Genomic DNA, 19,327 nt, shown 5'->3' with positions numbered 1-19,327 from the left:
GGTATCTAGTGCATATAATAGAGCCTTTAGCTTCGAACTGGCTATTATTCCGAGTTTTGGCCGAAAACGCAATGACCTTGGAAAATTACCAGAAATATATTTTACGGGAAAAGCCATGATTCTGATCATGGCTTTTTTGTGCCCATGACTCATGATGCTGGCATCTGGGTGACGAAAAATGACGAGCTGATTTTCGAAAAGTTTTCCACTTGTTAAATGAAATTTCAAATTGATAAGAAAGTGACTTTCCTCCTCTGTATAAGAACCTATGGAAAATAGAAAAATAACGGAAAAACGAATGAGAGAATGATGGCATGCAACTAAAAGAGTTGGAAAATAAAACCGTTTTGATTTGGAAAATGGCGATTGCTTCGGCAATTTCCTGGGAGGTGGCCAAGCTTGTTGGCTCAGATCACCCTTACCTGGCGCCGCTTTCCGTTGTTTTATGCTTACAGACGACCGTCTATCAATCGATCTTTTTTTCGATTCATCGTGTTGTCGGGACGGTGATTGGTGTCATAACCACCGTATACCTTGTCAGCCGTTTAAGCATGAATGGCTGGATGCTGGGGCTATTGATGTTAGGTGGGACATTCATCGCAAAATGGCTGAGACGTGATGAAACGGTATTGCATCAGGTAGCCCTCACGATTTTATTTATTTTCGTTTTTGAACGGAATTCAAAGGGTTATGCGATGGACCGGATTGTCGATACCATCGTTGGGGCAGTGATTGCTTTATTGATTCACATGTTTTTCTATCCTCCTGATTACACAAAACAGGCAGCTGCGTCCGTTGGAAGACTGACACGGCAGATATCCGATATATTTGCGGAAGTTTCGCACTGGATTGAATTTGAATGGGGACAGGGGAAATCGACTGAAGTCGAGAGCAGTATAAACCAATTCCAGCAGGAGCTAAGCACCGCCAAGACCTTGTTGAAGAGCGCCTCCAAAAGCCTGAAGTTCAACCCTTTTGGCAAAAAACATAAATTCAACATTTCCAGATGCCAATCTGAAATACAAAAGCTGGAGAAAGCACATACCTATCTTTCTACAGTCACCGGTAATTTTAAAAATTGGGAAAAGGAGCTCCTGTTAACGCCTGGAGAGCAAGCGGATATGGGCAGGCAAATAAAAAATTTCAGCAACCATTTCAAGAATGTTGGGACTTCCCTTCAAATTGAGACGGATAAGTGGGATAAAACCGAACAAGCAACCCTGTATCATGTTCTTAATTCCGAATTGCAGGCATTACCGCAGGTTTCCCACGAGGGATTTAAGGGGTCATTCTATATCGCAACAAGCAATTTCTTAAAAGAATTAATATAAAAATTTGCAATGCAGAATATCCATATAGAGATGTGTAGATAAAGTGGGGGGAATTCGTGGAGGATCTATATCGAATTTTGGAGACAATCGGTTGTTCTGCGCAACAGCCCATGGTGCTCGCGACTATTATTCTTGTAAAAGGGTCCGCTTATAAGAAGGAAGGATCCATGATGCTGATACTGGATAACGATCGGACAGTAGGGACATTGACAGCAGGCTGCCTGGAAGAGGATCTTAATGAAAGAGCGAAACAAGTCTGGTGTGAAGGGCGAACATGTACCGTTGAATACGATTTGAGCGCTGAAGACGATTCGTCATGGGGTCAGGGAGCAGGCTGCAATGGGGTGATCACGGTTTTATTGGAGCCTGTGGCAGGAGAATTGCGGCAAAACCTTCTGTTGTTAAAAAATAGACTGGAGGAAAAACAGAAAGTAACCAGAATCATCCGCTTCACCAAAAGCCTCGAGCAATTGGAAGACTTCTATGCGGTTGAAGATGGTTCAAACTTCGGAATCGGCGAGTTTTTTGAAGCCGTTGATGAAGGAGTCCATGCATACGACCTGAAAAAAGGCTTAATTAGGAGCAAGCATGCTTCCGATTTATTTTACATTCATGAAATCGCACCCAAGCCGCTGTTGTATGTCTTTGGGGCAGGAAAGGATGCGAAACCGCTAGTTTCATTGGCGTCACGTACTGGCTTTGAAGTTTGTGTGATTGATTGGCGCCCTGCTTTTTGCCATCATGATAGTTTCCCGGAGGCAAATGAACTTATTGTAGGTCCTCCGGAAGAAGTTATGAAAACCCTCAGTTTTACTGAAAAGGATTTTGTGGTGGTGATGACCCATCAATTCCAAAAAGATCAATATATCCTTTCGCGGTTGCTGAACAAACCGTTGTTTTATTTAGGTGTGTTAGGTTCCCGGAAACGTACGCAGCGACTATTAGGAAGTGAGCGTATCCCTAATCATGTTTCCTCACCAGTTGGACTTACGATCGGGGCAGAGGGTCCTGAGGAAATAGCCGTCAGCATAGTGGCTGAGATGATCGGAAAAATGAGGACAACGGGGAAGGCTGATTCATGAACATTATCGGAATCTATCTGGCAGCCGGCGAAAGCAAACGAATGGGCAGGGATAAACGGTATTTGCCTTATCATCAGCTTCCTTTAGGATCCGTCGCCCTGAATGAAGCTTTGGAGTCCCATCTCGACCATACTATTGTGGTGACAAGAACAGAGGATTCGCTTGACTGGCTTAAGTGCAAAACACTACCTATAAAATGGAGCCGTATGGATTGCCTCCGTGCGAACGATGGCCAGGGATTGTCGATTCAGTGCGGACTGAAGAAAGCCATTGAGGCAAAAGCGGATGCTGTCATGATTCTTCTGGCAGACCAGCCTTTTATTAATAGAGAGGTAATAAATATTTTAATAGACTCTTATAAAAAGGAGCCTGGCTGTTTTTATATAGCGGCGGGGAAGAGGCAGATTCCTATGCCGCCGGTGTTATTTTCTTCGGAATGCTTTCCGTATCTCCAGAAATTGAAGGGGGATCAGGGAGCAAGGAAAATTCTCCGCGGGGAGCTTTTCAATAAAGGCAAAATCATTGATTTCCATGATCCGCTGCTTTTTTTTGATGTGGATACTGAAGAGGATTGCGTTATTTTGCAAGCCTTGGAATGAACCAAGGGGGGAGTTTAGGTGGAGTATATTGGGAAGAGTGTCATTCGCAAGGATGCATTTGAAAAAGTTACGGGAGCGGCAAAATATACCGGTGACTTTGGATCTCCGCGAACATTGCACGCAAAAATGCTTATTAGTCCCTATGCCCATGCCAGGATAATTTCGCTCGATTTTACGGAAGCCTGGAAAATCCCCGGAGTAAAAGCGATATTGGGTGGTGAACCATATCCTCTAGTAGGGGAGGAAATTAAGGACAGACCTCCAATCGCCTACGAGAAGGTGAGATATCACGGCGAGCCTGTTGCAATGGTGGTCGCCGAGACGCCTGTTATTGCAAAAATGGCTGTGGATGCAATCAAAGTTTCCTATGAGCCTCTTCCAGTTGTCAATTCCCCTACAGAAGCGATCAAAAAGGATGCCCCCCTTGTCCATGAAAATATCGCAAGCTATGAAAAGCAGCCGGGTGTATCCCCTATTCCCAATACTAATATTGCAAATTTGAACAAAATACGAAAAGGAAACATAGAAAAGGGTTTTCGAGAAAGCGATGTGGTTGCCGAGTTTACGATATCCTTCCGCCCTTCCGACCACGCGGCGATGGAAACCCGGAGTACAATAGCCGAAATCCGTCCGGACGGAACAGTCGTTTTTATGGCTTCAACCCAGGCTCCTTATGCCATAAAAAAACTAATGGATTGGTATTTTGGAATTGAGCCTGGTAAAGTCATCGTCAATACGCCATTCGTCGGCGGTGCCTATGGCGGGAAAGCCTCGGTCCAATTAGAGGTGCTTGCTTACTTAGCTTCAAAAGCAGTCAGCGGTCGCCCTGTCAAACTTGTCAACACAAGAGAAGAGGATATGATTACTTCACCCGTACATATCGGGCTTGACGCAACTGTAAAATTAGGTGCGACAAGTGATGGGAAGCTGAAGGCTGCGCAAATCCAATTCTTGTTCGATGGCGGTGCCTATTCCGACAAAGCAGTGGACATAAGCCGAGCAGGAGCGGTGGATTGTACGGGTCCATATGAGATCGAAAATATATGGTGCAACTCTTACTGTATTTATACTAACCACCCTTATGCCGGGGCCTATCGGGGCTATAGCCATTCTGAAGTACTGTTTGCCTTTGAACGGACAATGGATGTACTGGCTGAAAAATTATCGATGGATCCGCTTGAGCTGCGCTATATAAATTCGATCCTTCCTGGAGATACCACGCCAACACAGGTTCAGCTTACTTCAAGCACGGTCGGCAACCTGCCTGAATGCATCCATCGATTGCGGGAATTGATGAATTGGCAAGAGGGGCAGCGGATTCAAATAGATAGCCGAAGAATCAGAGTGAAGGGAGCATGCTGCATCTGGAAAACATCGACCTTTGATACCGATGCATCCTCCGGTGTGCTCCTTACTTTTAACTCTGACGGAAGCATTAACCTGATGTCCGGTGTGGTGGAAATTGGAACGGGGACGAAAACTGTGCTTGCGCAGATACTGGCTGAACGGATGAAGATGGATATAAACAGGATCCATGTGAAAATGCTCGTTGATACTCAAACCACACCTGAACATTGGAAGACGGTCGGTAGCCGGGGGGTCTTCATGGCAGGGAGGGCAGTTCTCGAGGCGGCGGAGGATGCAATCCGGCAGCTCAAGGAGCGTGCGGCCTGTGTTTTAAGAGTTCCTGCTGTGGATCTGGAGGTCGCCAATGAGAAGGTGTATTTTATCGATAATCCGACTATCAGCCTGGAAATAAAGGATTTAGCTTATGGATATAAGTATCCGGCCGGAAACACACTTGGAGGACAGATCATCGCCACTGGTACCTATACATTAACCCGGATCACCTATTTGGATCGGGAAACGGGGAAAGGAAACCCGGGACCCGAATGGACAGTAGCAGCCCAGGGAATCGAAGTGGAGCTGGATACCCGTGACTATACTTACCGGATCCTGAAAGCCTATTCTGTGATTGACATAGGTAAAGTAATGAATGAAAAAGCTGCTTTAGGCCAGGTAATGGGGGCGATGAGCATGGGTATTGCATTCGCGGGAAGGGAAACATTTGTATTTGATGAGTATGGCAGAGTACTGAATCCGCAACTTCGGACCTATCGGCCACTTCGTTATGGTGAGGAACCTGATTATATCATCGACTTCATCGAAACCCCTCATCTTGCGGCACCATACGGGGCAAGAGGAGCCGGTGAGCATGGATTGCTGGGAATGCCTGCGGCGCTGGCGAATTGTTTATCTGTGGGACTTGGTGTTCAGCTGCAGCATCTTCCGCTAATTCCGGAACAATTATGGCGCATGCGTGAAGGTGTAAAGCAATGATCCCATTTAATTTTGAATATGTTAAACCACAAACGTTTCAGGAGGCTGTCAGGATTTTTCAGGATTTGAGAAGGGATAAGAAAAAGCCAATGTACTTTTCAGGCGGAACCGAGTTGATTACTTTAGGAAGATTAAATCTTGTCTATACTGATGCGGCGATTGACTTAAAAGGAATTCCTGACTATTCTGCTCTATTCCTCCACGAGAATTATTTAGTCATTGGAGGAGGAGCGACCTTGACCTCCATTGAAGAGTCCAATCAATTTCCGCTGCTCGGCAAAACAGTCAGCGGGATTGCAGACAGGACCGCACGCAATAAAATCACTCTTGCGGGAAATATATGCGGTCAGATTTTTTACCGGGAAGCGATTTTGCCCCTGCTAGTTTCAGAGTGCATTTGTGTAATTGCCGGAGCGGAAGGAATCGTCTATAAGCCGATCAATAATATTTTTAATGGTGAAATCCAATTAAACGAAGAAGAATTTATTTTTTCGATCCTGATTGAAAAGAAGTATTTAACCAAACCATATGTAAGCATTAAAAGACGGAAACAATGGAACATTGGCTATCCGCTTGTGACAGTAGCCGCCATTAAAATAGAAGATGAAATCAGGATGGCATTCAGCGGAGTCTGTCCATTCCCGTTCCGTTCAAAAGAAATGGAGCTTGTGCTGAATGACTTGGCCCTCTCAGTTGAGGAGAGAGCAGAGAAAGCAATGCCATTCGTCCCTGGACCTGTCCTGAATGATGTGGAGGGTTCAGCAGAGTACCGCTTATTTGTGTTGAAAAATACGATTATTGATGCGATTCAGGCAGTTGGAGGGTGATTAATATGTCCAATGATGCAGTTACTAGTGTTTCGCTCATAGTTAACAACGATGAAAATAACCTGACTATTAGACCAGCTGATACGCTGTTGTATGTCATCAGAGTAAGACTTGGGCTAACAGGTGCAAAGCCTGGATGCTTGAATGGCGATTGCGGAGCCTGCACGATACTGGCAGATGGCGTTCCAATGAAATCCTGTCTGATGCTCGCCGTCGAAGCAGAGGGGAAAGAAATCACCACCATTGAAGGTCTTGAAGACACACCGATTCAGAGAGCTTTTATTGAAAAATTTGGCTTTCAATGCGGCTACTGTACATCCGGATTTCTGATGAACTGCCATGGACTCGTCAATAAAAAACCAGGGGCAGACGAAGCTGAAATAAAAGACTGGCTCGAATCAAACATATGCCGCTGCACAGGTTATAAAGAAATCAGGGAAGCTGTTTTTTCCGTTTTAAGACATGAATAAATAAGTACCTGTGCTTCTTTTTGAGAGGGGAAAAGTCCGTTCCTATGCTTCTTTGGCTGCAAAACCGTTTTTATCCTACTTTCCAGCACATGAAGTAAATATGCTACAATTGAACAATACTAGTGATGAGGCAAGCTATAGGAGGACTTCCAATGCTAAACAATGATATATTGATCCGTTTACGTTACGCCCTGGATATCAAGGATACCGATATGGCGGAGATGTTCAGGCTTGGCGGCGTGGCCATGAGGAAAGAAGATGTGCAGCTGATGCTGAAGAAAGTGGATGAAGATGAGTACGATGAACTGCCCGAGGATTACATAAGGGTCAACAATGCGATGATGGAGCAGTTCTTGAATGGCCTGGTTACGTTTAAAAGAGGGAAACGGCCTGGGGAAACGGGTGCTCCGCCTTTGACTGGGGAAAGTGTGAATAACCAGCTGTTAAAGAAGGTGAAAATTGCCCTGTCGCTGACGAGCGAGGACATCCTTGAGCTTTTCGATCTTGCCGGTGTCCGGGTTTCCAAAGGCGAGCTTGGAGCGATTTTGCGGAAGGAAGGGCATAAGAATTACCGTGAATGCGGTGATAAGTTCGCCCGTAATTTCCTGAAAGGCCTGACCTTGAAGAATAGGGAATAAGGAAAGCATGGGGACGTGGTGCAGTTCAGCGTCCCTATGCTTCTTTTTTTAGCTTGATTTCTTTCAGTTTTTGGTGCTGTTCATCTGGCCACCATGCTCCGCAATCATCTGAAACAACACAGGCTGCGCATTTTTCGAGGTCGTAGACTTTCATTCCGGTGATTGGCGGGGAATAGAGATGGAGGGTAACGAGTCCCTCTGTACCATCACCCTGCATTTTATGGACACCATTTTTAGGCGCGAAAAAAAGCTGATCTCGATGATGGTACTCCTTGAACAACTCCTTCGGAAGCTTGCTGTTCTTGACTTCGTAGACGTAGTTGATGGAAGTCCCGTTCAGGACGTGGATCCAACCATGGGAATCGCCGTGGTCATGGGGAGCACATTCTAAATCCGACCAGTTCATCACAAGCAGCTCGACATCCTCGCTTTTGTACAGAAGCTTGCGGTAATAAGGCTTTCCGGATGGCGATTCGAGGAAAGTCTCCAACTCTTCAATCGTCATATTGATTTTAACCAGCGCTTCCTTCATCTCTTGCCTGGAAGGATTCTTTAAAGAATCTAACACATTCCTTGCCTTAGGATTCAAATTCATGCGCGCTCCCACCTTCTTCATTTCTTTAAAATGACACTCGCCACTAAACGTGCAAGGCCGCCATTGACGATGGCCACTCCTATCATAATTATGATTCCGCCGGCCGCACTTATGAGGATAAATTTTTCATGTAAAAGAATAATGGCCGCAATCAGGGTGACCAGCGGTTCAAGGTAAATGAAAATAGATACCCTCGAAGCATCCAGGACCTCAAGCGCCTTTCCCCAATACCAATACCCAATTCCAGAGACGAATATCCCGAGGAACAGCAAATGTGCCCATTCGGTCTCTGTCAGCAAAGGGACCGACTCCCAGCCTCTGTTCCGGATCATAAAAGGCAGAGTGAGAATGAAGCCGATCAAGCTCATGTAGAAGGTAACAACGAGAGCGGGATATGGGATTTGCAGCTTTTTTAAAAGGATCGAATAAACTGCCCAGTTCAGCGTGCTAAGGATCATCAGGATGAAGCCGATGTTCAGCGCGAACTCGAAGGAATGGCCGCTTCGGGTGGTCGTGACGATAAAAACGCCTGAGATTGCCACCAGCATTCCAATTGCTTTTTTCACATCCATCTTTTCATGCAAAAATAACACTGAAAGAAGGACGGTGAAAATCGGTGAGAACGAAATCAGCCATCCGGCAGATGAGGCATTGATCGTCAACAATGACGTTGCCTGCAGGACCTGATGAATGAACACACCCAGAATCCCGAGGACAACCAGATGAGGGATGTAACCAACCGAAATACGGAGCCGGGAACGATTGATCAGCAAAATTATCAGCAGAAACAAAGCACCGATGCCAAAGCGAAGCACCAATAGGGAATAGGGGTCAAGCTTTCCGAGAACGGCTTTCGCAGAAACAAAGGAAACTCCCCAAAAACTGACTGATAGTAAAGCATAAAAAGAAGCAGTAAGCCTGGTTCGAAACGGTAACATAACACGGAATCCTTTCTGAAGGACAAGTTTTCTACCATCCTATGCCTGTCCGGAAGAAAGAAGAAGTGTGAAAAATACTGCATTTACAAAATTATGCAAAGCTGAGATAATAAAGCAAATGGTTTAGGAGGGAAAGTAAGTTTATGGAACCAACATCTAATTGCTGATTATTAATTTTATTAATAAGAATTTTGTATTGAGTGTGAAAAGCCTATTTGCATAGGTTTATTTCGTTATGCTCTTTATGGAATGACGGCAATTAGAAGGAAACTTACTTTACTGAATCGGGATAGGTGTATTTTCGCATGGCTTATTTTGGCCTGCTGAAGATGTTGATTCAAGACTGTAGGGATTTCTGCAGTCTTTTTTATTTTGGCAGCGGGAAAGCTGTGTGAGTCAAAAATTGAATAGTAGATAAGTTCTTCTTTGTGCTGTCCATAAAAAGCGTAGCTTCATTATGGATGAAAGAAGGAATTTGTATGTTAGAACTGAAAGTGCATGGAATAAAAAAATATATGGAAGCGACGCTGGTCGTGAACAGTTTTACATTGGAAGCTTTTGAAGGGGATAAGGTGGGGATTGTCGGGGCGAACGGAAGCGGGAAAAGCACGATCCTCAAGGTGATTTGCGGAATTGAGCCGATGCATTATTATCCTGGCTACCCGCAGACCTCGAGTCCAGGTTATGATGAAGGTTTGATCCACAGGCCGCGGGGTGCGTCATTCGCTTATTTGGAACAAATGCCGTCATACCCAGCCGGTCTAAAAGTGATTGATGTTTTGAATCTGGCTTTTGAAGAGGTCCATGGGGTTGAAAAACAGATGCGTGAGCTGGAAGGGCAGATGCAGCTTTTACAGGATGGGGCTCTTGAAAAAGCGTTAAATAAGTATAGTGATCTGGTGAATGTATTTGAAGCAAGGGGCGGTTACGAACAAGAGGAGAAGCTAAGCAAGGTTTGCACCGGGCTTAAGTTCACAGAGGACTTTTTACAGAGGGATTTCGATTTGCTGAGCGGCGGGGAGAAGACGACGGTAGGTCTCGGGAAGATTCTGGTCCATCAGCCGGATATCCTGCTGCTGGATGAGCCGACGAATCACCTCGATATGGATTCCATTGAATGGCTTGAAGGCTTTTTGAAAAATTATAAAGGCATTGTGCTGATTGTCTCGCATGATCGCTATTTCCTTGATAATGTGGTCAACAAAATTGTTGAAATTGAGGATATGGAAACGATCAGTTACAGGGGGAACTATTCAAGTTTTATCAGCCAAAAGGAAGAGAATATGCGGGTGCAATACGATCAGTTCCGCGAGCAGCAGAAAAAGATCAATAATATGGAGGATCAGGTGACGAGCCTCCGCGATTGGGCGCTGAGGGCGGACAATAACAAGTTCTTCAGGCGAGCGGCGAGCATCCAGAAGAAGCTCGATAAGCTGGATCGCATCGATAAGCCGATTTTTGAACGACGGAACATGAGGCTTCATTTTAACGAAACGATGAGATCCGGGAATGAAACGATCAAGGCTTTTGGTGTTTCTAAGCGCTATGAAGATAAGGTGATTTTTGATGGCGCCGATTTGATGATTCATTATGGAGAACGAGTGGGTCTTGTTGGCCCAAATGGAAGTGGCAAGACGACCATTCTTAAGATGCTTCTCGGCGAGGAACGGCCTGATGCAGGTATGGTTGAATTGGGCGCGAATGTGATGGCTGCCTATCTGCCGCAGAAGATTGTGTTTGCGAACGAAGAGCTGACCGTGCTTGAATGCTTCCGGGAGGATATCTCGATTGTCGAGGGAAAAGCGCGCGAGTACCTGGCGAAGTTCATGTTTTATAAAAAAACTGTCTTCAAAAAGGTGAAATTCCTTTCAGGGGGCGAGCGGATCAGACTGAAGCTGGCGATGCTGATGTTCCAGGATATCAATTTGCTGATTCTCGATGAGCCGACGAACCATCTGGATATTGATTCGATTGAAACCCTTGAGGCCGCTCTTGAGGATTTCAAAGGCACGATTTTCTTCATTTCACACGATCGCTATTTTATCAATAAAATCGGAGAGCGCGTGATTGCGGTCGAGGACTTTGGCTTGAAGAGCTATGAGGGGAATTACGATGATTATAAAAGGGAGCAGGCCGTAGCCGAGCAGGTTCCTGTTTTAAAGAAGAAAGAGCCGCATCCTGCGAAAGCGGGGCCGGATGCAAAGCTCTTAAAGAAAATCGAAAGCCTGGAAAAAGAAATTTCGGAGCTTGATCTGGTGATGGGCGTTCAACAGGATTATGTCGAGTTGGATCAGTTGTACAGCAGGAAGCAGCAGCTTAATAACGAACTCGAACTGGCGATGGAAATGTGGCTTAGTGCCGGGGAGTAATCGAGAGGAAGCATGGTGTTCATGCTTCTTTTTTTTAGGTGATATAGAGGGAAGGAACAATAATGCAGTCTTAATAGTTAGAATTTTCTATACATTAGTCGGGTATATATGTTATAAAATGTATATAGGCACAAAGTTCTATTGGGGTTGTGCTTCAGGCGGCTGTCCCAGCAATGTTATCAAAGACTATGAAAAGCAAGCCGCTGTACGGTGACGGCAAACTGGGGGCTTAGTATCGGGAGCTTGTCAAAAAGCAGTAAACGGCATCAAACATGAGGCACATGGTTAATCGTACTCATGTCAACAAAACGATTATAGGGGGACAAGAAATGCCTACAGAGCCAATGTTCTACGATGGGATCGGAGAAAAAAAACAGGTTACTAGTTCTGCAAAGCCGCAGGAAGCCAGCGTCACTCTTACTCCAGAGATTAGAAAATCCCTCAGCGGCAACCCTTATGTGTTTGTGAAATAGGAAGATTGGAGATAGCGTCAGCCATTTGGCTGGCGTTTTTTTATAGTATTGCCTTTGGACAAGTTTGAGGATAATCGGAGGAAAAGCTGTCAAGGTAAAAGCGGTATTATGACAGGTTTGAGATTTTAAGGAGAAAAGCTGTCAAGAATGGCCTGCAATTTTGACAGGTTAAAGGCCTCAAGGAGAAAAGCTGTCAAGAAAAGCCCGTAATTAAGACAGGTTTAAGGCCTCAAGGGGAAAAGCTGTCAAGAAAAGCCCGGAATCTTGACATGTATAAGGCCTCAAGGAGAAAAGCTGTCAAGAAAATCCCGTAATTAAGACAGGTTTAAGGCCTCAAGGAGAAAAGCTGTCAAGGAAAGCCCGGAATCCTGACAGGTTTAAGGTCACAAGGAGAAAAGCTGTCAAGATAAGCCTGTAATTAAGACAGGTACAAGGTCTCAAGGAGAAAAGCTGTCAAGATAAGCCTGTAATTAAGACAGGGACAAGGTCTCAAGGAGAAAAGTTGTCAAGAAAAGCCCGGAATCCTGACAGGTTTAAGGTCACAAGGAGATAAGCTGTCAAGATAAGCCTGTAATTAAGACAGGTACAAGGTCTCAAGGGGAAAAGCTGTCAAGAAAAGCCCGGAATCTTGACAGGTATAAGGTCACAAGGAGAAAAGCTGTCAAGAAAAGCCTGTAATTAAGACAGGGACAAGGTCTCAAGGAGAAAAACTGTCAAAATAGTCATCAGACCACCATTTATTTTTGCACATTCAAATGTTTTTTTCTCTAGCATTAGGTAAAAGTAAGAAAAAGGAAGGTGAGAAACAAAGATGAGTGTGTTATCGGTGAATGGAAGAGTCGACAAGGGAAAATTGGTGAAGGAGATATTGATTCCGGTGGTTGGCGGCATGGTAACAGGGATGCTTGCGACGCGGAATGCGAAAGAGAAATACAGGAAGCTGAGGCAGCCTAATTATGCGCCTCCTTCGTGGGTGTTTCCGGTTATGTGGACCGGTCTGTATGCTACGATGGGACTTGCTAATTACCGGGTTTCGATGAAAAAGGAACCGACGGCTGCGGCGGAAACCCTTTATGATATCCAGCTCGGATTGAACTTTCTCTGGTCTTTCTTGTTTTTTAAGTGGAATCTGCGCGGGACGGCTTTTGCGGAGATCGGATTGCTGCTCGGTATGATTACGTTGACAACTTATCAATACTATCAAAAGGATAAAATAGCAGGCAGGTTGATGCTGCCTTATATTGCCTGGGTGTCGTACGCTCTTCAGCTCAATTACAGCATGTGGAAGTTAAATAAGTGAGAGGGCATTTGATTCAGCCCTCTTTTTTCTAAATTTTATGCAACTTTTCTAACTATTATCCGTCTAAAATAATAGACTGCCAATCTTTGGCTGATTAAAAGTTTGCTAGAGTGGGAATACTATTTCTAACAACAAATTAAAACGGAGGTAGATTACAATGAAACAAATCACTGAGTTTATGAATGAAGAAGGTTTTGAGCTTAAAGGTTATCTTTCTCAACTATTTGAAGAAGCATCTGATAAAAAAGACGAGAAGAAACGCTGATCGCAGCAGGCTGATCAGCGTTTTTTTATTTGCTCCAAAACTTCATCGATTTTGCGTGATCTTCTGGTGATTCATCGATATGCTTCCACAAGAGTTTTCCTTCGGCTGAATAGAGCCATGTTCCTCCCTGGATGTAGACATCCCTTTTTGTAAAGCATAAAAGTTTGGATACTGTCGAAAAAATATTTTTGCAATTTTATGAAAACAGAGCATAAAATAAACTAAACAGTCGGTTTATTTTAAAAAGAAAAGAGGAGATTCTTCATGAAAGTTGAGATTAAAAGACTGAGTGATTGTCCGTTAAAAGACGGGGTAGAAGCCTACAATCGAGGGTTTGAGGGTTATTTTTACGACCAGTCGAAAACGATCGAGACATTCGCGAACCGTTTTGGGCTAGATGGTATTTCTCCGGAGCACTCGGTGATTGCTTACTATGAAGGCAGGCCTGCCGGGATTGTGCTGAGCGGCATCAAGAAGATTAATGGTGAAGTGATTGCCTGGAATGGAGGGACCGGGATCGCGAAGGAGCTGCGGGGAAAAGGTATCGGAAAGCAGTTGATGAAGGAGGCATTGGATATTTACCGTGAGAATCAGGTGAAGTACGCGACTCTCGAGGCGATCTCAAGAAATGAAGGTGCCATTCAACTATATCAATCTCTTGGTTTTAAGCTGGTGAAAAAGCTGAAATTCCTCCAGTACAATGAGCCATTTCCAGAAGGTACTTTTGATACTGCAACCACCTATCAAGTCGAGCACGTGGCACCGCAAGAATTAAGTCAGGTGAATTTTTACCGTCATAAAACCTCCTGGCAAAATCACAAGGACAATGTTCAAGGTGGCAGTGCGATGATCCTTCGTGATGACCAGAACGAGATTGCCGGTTACTCTCTTTTTAAAAAGTTTTATAAAGAGGGAGAAGTTGCAAACATCGGGCTGCTGCAGCTGGAAGTGGCAGAAAACCGTGAAGACCGTGTTGATGTTATGAAAACGCTGTTGAAGCACTCTTTCTCGCCGCTGGACCGGTCATTCCAAAGGACGACGGTCAATACGCCTGAAGAGGATGCTAAGTTATTAGAGTTATTAACCGCTATTGGATTCAAACAATGGGAAGAACAGGTATGGATGATCAAAGAGGTTCACAATTCTTAACAATCCTTTTCAATATATTTACAACTCCTTAAAACCCCATTAATAACTCTCTAGTAATCTTGTATTTGTAGCAACGGACATCATATTAGGGGGAATTATGGAATGAAGGGTTTTAAAAAGTTAGCGATGTTTACAATGCTTGCTGGAGTAATGGCTTTCGGAACAGCTTGTTCGGATGGTGAAAGCAACGCTGAAGCAAAGAATGGATCTAATGGAAATGAAACTCAACTTGAAGGCAGCGTAGTGATTGATGGTTCTGGTACGGTTTATCCATTCATGGCTAAAATGGCTGAAAACTACATGGGCAAGCAGGAAGATGTTTCTGTGGAAGTAAGCCGCTCAGGGACTTCGGCTGGTTTCAAGAAATTCCTTGTTGAAAATGGAACAGACTATAACGATGCATCTCGCCAGATCAAAGACGAAGAAAAGGCAAAAGCTGAAGAGCTTGGCATCGATGTAAAAGAAATGAAGGTCGCTTTGGATGGTTTGACGATTGTCATCAATAAGGACAATGAATGGGCGAAGGAATTGACGAAAGAAGAAGTCATCGACATCTTCCTTGCTGAAGGCGGCAAGAAGAAATGGTCTGATGTACGCCCTGATTTCCCGGATGAAGCCATCAACACATATGGCCCGAATGAAAACCATGGCACATACGAATTCATGTTTGAAAATATTTTAGAAGAAAAAGACCTGGTTGAAGGCATCAACCTGCAACAGGATTATTCAACACTGGTTGATCTTGTTTCCAAGGATAAGAACGGCATTGGATTCTTCGGCTACGGATATTATGCGAACAACAAAGATAAATTGGCAGCAGTGAACGTCGATTTCGGCAACGGACCTGTTGAACCATCTCTTTCAACGATCAAGGAAGATGGCGAATACGGACCATTCACACGCCCAGTGTTCACATACTTGAATGTAAACATGGCTAAAGAGAAGGCCCAAGTACTTGACTACGCAATCTACACTATGAAAAATGCACAGGAAGTCGCATCGGAAACTGGTTTCGCACCATTGACAGATGAAGACATCCAGGGAACATTAACTGAACTTGAAGAACTGAAATAAGGAAGTGAAAGAAGAATGGGGACGTCCCTGTTCTTCTTTTTTAATGGGAAAAAAATTACAGTGAGATCCACTGTTATTTGCCTTCCAATGCCGCCATGGGTTTATGGCGCTTTTTGGTGTTATTGGGCAGCCGTTCGATGGCAGAAAGTAGGGAACCTCTTTCCTCAAGCTCACAGCTATTTTGTATCTTGTCTACTTTTACGTTATTCGATGATTGTCAATAGGGCTTCTTGGTTATACTAAGTTCGATTTCCTTTATTTGTAAAAAAGAGGAGAATTTATGGTAAATACAATTTATGGGCTGGTTTGGGCAGGCATATTAATGAAATGGGGAGACTGGAAGAACTGGAGAAAGTACTATCCAACCGTTCTCTTTTTTATTCTGGGCGACTTTCTCTACATGTACTTATTATCCGATCATTATCCAATGTGGAAGTATAATCCTTCACCCGGGGATGAAGGTGCTGGAATCACGAATACCCATATTTCTTTTTCCATCATGGCGATCAAGTATCCGGCCACATGCCTGGCTTATTTGGCGCATTTTCCGAGGCATGGGATCATAAAAAAAATCCTTTATTATCTTGCATGGGTGGTTGTCTATTTTGTGAATGAGCTGGTAGACATTAATTTTCAGCTGATAAAATACTTCAATGGCTGGAACTTGTGGTGGTCTGCGTTATTCAATTCGGTCATGTTCCTTATTTTAAAGCTTCATTTTCACAATCCATTGTTTGCCTGGATAGCCTCTGCGGTGTTTATATTGTTTTTATGGAATCAGTTTGATGTGCCGGGAAGTGTCTTTCGGTGAAGGCCCGAATCCTTATGTAGAATCGGGCCTTCTTTCGGTTTTTGAGGTGCTCAGGTCGTGACCTCTTTTTGGCCGTGACTTCATCCATACAAAAAAATTTGTCAATAATTTCGCTAAAATGAGCACAGATAAATAACTCAAAAATAAGTGGACATAGTGGAGGTTTCCATACATTTTAAACAGCCCCAAACCGACCAACATTGGTTTGAATGCAAATGAGAGGATGACTGCAGTCAGGATTGCATAAAGATAATAGTTCTTTTTGTGGTTAATAGACCATTGATACACGAGCATAAAAGTTACAGGGATCAGACTTGAGTCGAGCGAGATTCCTGGTAAAACCGGGAGAACTGGAAAGGGATAATTCCAGAAGCCCATATTCCTTCCAAAAAGATCTTCATATCCGAAGAAAACATGGACACTGTAACCATAGAAAGCGATTCTGAAGATCTTTGTCCGGTCGATTTTAAAAAACAATAAGATAAGCGGGCCGATAAGGAATAGAACCATCAGCCAATATTCAACTGAAGCATAAAGGGTGTAATCGAGCCAATATTGGTTCAAGGCCTTTTGACCTTGTTTCCCCAGCTCGACGATCTTGTCAAACTCACTTATCCTCACTTTTTCCACTTGTATCATCCGTTCTGTTTTTTCTTAGATTACCGATTTGGGGCTTGATATATGCATGATTGAGGGTTATAAGGGTATAATTAGGTATCTTGAATGAAACTGCGGAGGTGTAAGGATGGCATTTGAATTTTCTGAAGAAGATGGCCGTTTTGTTGCGAAGGATGCAGATGGACTCGAGGTTGGGGAAGTGACGTTTACGAGGGATGGCGATGATTTTCTCGTGGTCAATCACACTGGTGTGGATCCAGATTACCGAGGTAAAGGCATAGCGGAGGAGCTGGTCCGCCATGTTGCTGAAAAAGCGAAGAATGAGGGCTTGAAGATTGATCCTGTTTGTTCTTATGCAAAAAAAGAGCTTGAGAGGAAGCCTGAATACAGCGGGGTATTAAAGGGTTGAGTCTTTGGGATACCCCAAAGGCTTTTTTGTTGGAGACTTCTTTCTTGCACTTTGTGCTGTTGCGTGATAAAATTATCTCGAATTCAAGATAATTTGTTTTTTCGAGATGAAAACAGGTTATAGTAAGGATAGATATTTTTTTGAAAATATATCTCGATTTCAAGATAAAGGAGAGAGACCATGAACGAATTAAGAGGAATACATCATGTAACAGCGATTACGAGCAGTGCTGAAAAAAACTACGAGTTTTTCACCTATGTACTCGGAATGCGTCTTGTGAAAAAAACGGTCAATCAGGATGATATCCGTACGTATCATTTATTTTTTGCGGATGATAAAGGGTCTGCTGGCACGGATATGACATTCTTTGATTTCCCTGGGATTCCTAAAGGATCTCACGGAACTGATGAGATTTACAAAACCGGTTTCCGTGTGCCGACAGATGCCGCGCTGGAATACTGGGTCAAACGCTTTGATAAATATGAAGTCAAACACACTGGCATCAAGGAGTTGTTCGGCAAGAAGACGATTTCATTCATCGATTTTGACGATCAGCAGTATATGCTGGTATCCGATGAGCATAATGAAGGTGTAGCTTCGGGTACGCCATGGCAAAATGGACCTGTACCGCTGGAGTACGCGATTACTGGTCTTGGACCGCTTCATGTCCGCATTTCACGTTTCGATTATTTTAAAGAGGTACTTGAAAAAGTGATGCATATGCGTGAAGTGGGAAAAGAGGGTTCCCTGCATCTGTTTGAAATGGGTGAAGGCGGGAACGGCGCGCAGGTCATTGTTGAAGACAATAAAGTGCTGCCTGCTGGCCGCCAGGGATTCGGAACTGTGCACCATGCGGCATTCCGTGTTGCTGACACATCGGTTCTTTATGAGTGGATCGATCATATGAAAGCTGCAGGATTCGGTACATCCGGTTATGTTGATCGGTTCTTCTTTGAATCATTGTACGCCCGTGTGGCACCGGGAATCCTGTTCGAATGGGCAACTGACGGACCGGGCTTCATGGGTGATGAGCCATATGAAACCCTTGGTGAAAAGCTATCCCTTCCGCCGTTCCTTGAATCAAAGCGGGAGCAGATCGAGGATTTCGTGCGTCCGATTGATACTGTACGAAGCACGCGTAAAATCGAAAAAGAATACCTGTAAGCCGAGTTTGCAGTTTGGACAAGTGTGGAATCATACTACTAAAGGAGGCAGATAAAATGGTTAAATTGGCAGTTATTTTTTACAGCATGGGTGGAACGAATGTGCAGCTATCCAAATGGGCTGCAGAAGGCGCGAAGGAAGCAGGAGCGGAAGTCAAAGTTTTTAAGGTGAAAGAATTGGCTCCTGAATCAGCTATCGAAGGCAATAAAGCATGGAAGGCGACAGTTGAGGCAACAAAGGATATCCCTGAAGTGACTCCGGATGATCTGGAATGGGCAGATGCCATCATCTTCAGTGTCCCTACACGATTCGGGAACATGCCATCGCAAATGAAACAATTCCTTGATACGACAGGCGGTCTGTGGGCAAAGGGCAAGCTGGTGAACAAAGTCGTCAGTGCGATGTCCTCTGCACAGAATCCGCATGGCGGACAAGAGGCAACCATTCTGTCACTTTACACAACGATGTACCACTGGGGCGCCATCGTCGCAGCTCCTGGCTATACCGATCCAGTCACATTCGGAGCTGGCGGCAACCCATACGGCACTAGCGTAACAGTCGACCAGGACGGCAATATGGTCGAGGATGTAGAAGCAGCGGTAAAACATCAGGCAAAACGCACCGTGACCGTTGCCGGCTGGGTGAAGAACGGGAATCAATAAGCAATGGCAAAAGTCTAATTCCTTGGGGAATTAGGCTTTTTTCATTGAGGTCCATTTTAATCTTCGGGAATATCTTCTAAATCAGGCCTAATAAACACCCAGGCTCCCCATGCAGGCTGGCAATAACCGCTGCGGCAACGGAAAGGCGAAGCTGACTTTCCCTGCAGTTTGATAAGCTGCTATATCATTATCACTCCCTAGATGATGGTAAAA

General features: G+C 44.3%; 19 protein-coding genes. 16 read left to right on the top strand and 3 right to left on the bottom strand.

Annotated features, from left to right (window positions below; translation table 11 throughout):
- Window positions 1-314 precede the first annotated feature (314 nt).
- The 7 genes from FS736_RS19085 (at window position 315) to FS736_RS19055 (ending at window position 7,287) form a co-directional block, all read left to right on the top strand.
- Window positions 315-1,331, top strand: a complete 1,017-nt coding sequence (locus FS736_RS19085; protein WP_144480281.1) for an FUSC family protein — start codon at window positions 315-317, stop codon at window positions 1,329-1,331.
- 56 nt (window positions 1,332-1,387) lie between these two features.
- Window positions 1,388-2,413: an XdhC family protein gene (locus FS736_RS19080; RefSeq protein ID WP_144480279.1), complete on the top strand. Its 1,026-nt coding sequence runs from the start codon at window positions 1,388-1,390 to the stop codon at window positions 2,411-2,413.
- Complete coding sequence (locus tag FS736_RS19075; protein ID WP_144480277.1) at window positions 2,410-3,012, top strand: NTP transferase domain-containing protein; 603 nt, start codon at window positions 2,410-2,412, stop codon at window positions 3,010-3,012. Before FS736_RS19080 ends, FS736_RS19075 begins: the two co-directional genes overlap by 4 nt.
- 18 nt (window positions 3,013-3,030) lie before the next feature.
- Entirely contained in the window at window positions 3,031-5,352 is a 2,322-nt protein-coding gene (locus FS736_RS19070; RefSeq protein ID WP_144480275.1) for a xanthine dehydrogenase family protein molybdopterin-binding subunit, read from the top strand.
- Window positions 5,349-6,179, top strand: a complete 831-nt coding sequence (locus FS736_RS19065) for an FAD binding domain-containing protein (RefSeq protein WP_144480273.1) — start codon at window positions 5,349-5,351, stop codon at window positions 6,177-6,179. Before FS736_RS19070 ends, FS736_RS19065 begins: the two co-directional genes overlap by 4 nt.
- 5 nt (window positions 6,180-6,184) lie before the next feature.
- On the top strand, window positions 6,185-6,649 hold the full coding sequence (locus FS736_RS19060; protein WP_144480271.1) for a (2Fe-2S)-binding protein: 465 nt from the start codon (window positions 6,185-6,187) through the stop codon (window positions 6,647-6,649).
- Between the two features lie 152 nt (window positions 6,650-6,801).
- The gene (locus FS736_RS19055; RefSeq protein ID WP_144480269.1) at window positions 6,802-7,287 is read left to right on the top strand and encodes a YehS family protein; all 486 of its coding nucleotides are present in this window, start codon (window positions 6,802-6,804) and stop codon (window positions 7,285-7,287) included.
- Window positions 7,288-7,321: 34 nt separating this feature from the next.
- Here FS736_RS19055 and FS736_RS19050 read toward each other — a convergent pair whose 3' ends face one another.
- Together FS736_RS19050 and FS736_RS19045 are read right to left on the bottom strand one after the other, a co-directional pair.
- Window positions 7,322-7,882: a cysteine dioxygenase gene (locus FS736_RS19050; RefSeq protein WP_144480267.1), complete on the bottom strand. Its 561-nt coding sequence runs from the start codon at window positions 7,880-7,882 to the stop codon at window positions 7,322-7,324.
- Between the two features lie 17 nt (window positions 7,883-7,899).
- Window positions 7,900-8,820 carry a DMT family transporter gene (locus tag FS736_RS19045; RefSeq protein WP_144480265.1) on the bottom strand — a complete coding sequence of 307 codons (921 nt, stop codon included), beginning with the start codon at window positions 8,818-8,820 and terminating at the stop codon, window positions 7,900-7,902.
- Between the two features lie 479 nt (window positions 8,821-9,299).
- Here FS736_RS19045 and abc-f point away from each other — a divergent pair, with 479 nt between their 5' ends.
- The 6 genes from abc-f to FS736_RS19020 all read left to right on the top strand — a co-directional run bounded on the left by abc-f (window position 9,300) and on the right by FS736_RS19020 (window position 16,261).
- A complete protein-coding gene (abc-f, locus tag FS736_RS19040; protein WP_144480263.1) occupies window positions 9,300-11,189 on the top strand; it encodes a ribosomal protection-like ABC-F family protein in 1,890 nt (629 codons plus the stop codon).
- Between the two features lie 329 nt (window positions 11,190-11,518).
- Window positions 11,519-11,662 carry a hypothetical protein gene (locus FS736_RS24445; protein ID WP_186326848.1) on the top strand — a complete coding sequence of 48 codons (144 nt, stop codon included), beginning with the start codon at window positions 11,519-11,521 and terminating at the stop codon, window positions 11,660-11,662.
- Between the two features lie 811 nt (window positions 11,663-12,473).
- Window positions 12,474-12,962 (top strand): TspO/MBR family protein, encoded by a 489-nt coding sequence (locus tag FS736_RS19035; protein WP_144480261.1) that lies wholly within the window; start codon window positions 12,474-12,476, stop codon window positions 12,960-12,962.
- A gap of 529 nt (window positions 12,963-13,491) precedes the next feature.
- A complete protein-coding gene (locus FS736_RS19030; RefSeq protein WP_144480259.1) occupies window positions 13,492-14,376 on the top strand; it encodes a GNAT family N-acetyltransferase in 885 nt (294 codons plus the stop codon).
- A 102-nt stretch (window positions 14,377-14,478) separates the two neighbouring features.
- The gene (locus tag FS736_RS19025; RefSeq protein ID WP_144480257.1) at window positions 14,479-15,450 is read left to right on the top strand and encodes a PstS family phosphate ABC transporter substrate-binding protein; all 972 of its coding nucleotides are present in this window, start codon (window positions 14,479-14,481) and stop codon (window positions 15,448-15,450) included.
- A 280-nt stretch (window positions 15,451-15,730) separates the two neighbouring features.
- Window positions 15,731-16,261, top strand: a complete 531-nt coding sequence (locus tag FS736_RS19020; RefSeq protein WP_144480255.1) for a CBO0543 family protein — start codon at window positions 15,731-15,733, stop codon at window positions 16,259-16,261.
- Between the two features lie 12 nt (window positions 16,262-16,273).
- Here FS736_RS19020 and FS736_RS19015 read toward each other — a convergent pair whose 3' ends face one another.
- Entirely contained in the window at window positions 16,274-16,891 is a 618-nt protein-coding gene (locus FS736_RS19015; protein WP_144480253.1) for a hypothetical protein, read from the bottom strand.
- 115 nt (window positions 16,892-17,006) lie between these two features.
- Between FS736_RS19015 and FS736_RS19010 the strand changes: the two genes are divergently transcribed.
- The 3 genes from FS736_RS19010 (at window position 17,007) to wrbA (ending at window position 19,114) form a co-directional block, all read left to right on the top strand.
- Window positions 17,007-17,288, top strand: a complete 282-nt coding sequence (locus FS736_RS19010) for a GNAT family N-acetyltransferase (protein ID WP_144480251.1) — start codon at window positions 17,007-17,009, stop codon at window positions 17,286-17,288.
- A 180-nt stretch (window positions 17,289-17,468) separates the two neighbouring features.
- Window positions 17,469-18,452 (top strand): ring-cleaving dioxygenase, encoded by a 984-nt coding sequence (locus FS736_RS19005; RefSeq protein ID WP_144480249.1) that lies wholly within the window; start codon window positions 17,469-17,471, stop codon window positions 18,450-18,452.
- Window positions 18,453-18,508: 56 nt separating this feature from the next.
- Window positions 18,509-19,114 carry an NAD(P)H:quinone oxidoreductase gene (gene wrbA / locus FS736_RS19000; RefSeq protein WP_144480247.1) on the top strand — a complete coding sequence of 202 codons (606 nt, stop codon included), beginning with the start codon at window positions 18,509-18,511 and terminating at the stop codon, window positions 19,112-19,114.
- The last annotated feature ends 213 nt before the right edge of the window (window positions 19,115-19,327 follow it).

The sequence above is a fragment of the Cytobacillus oceanisediminis 2691 genome, assembly GCF_007678455.1.
In the GTDB taxonomy this organism is placed as follows: domain Bacteria; phylum Bacillota; class Bacilli; order Bacillales; family Cytobacillaceae; genus Mesobacillus; species Mesobacillus oceanisediminis_A.
This window is presented reverse-complemented; position numbering and strand designations above follow the sequence as displayed.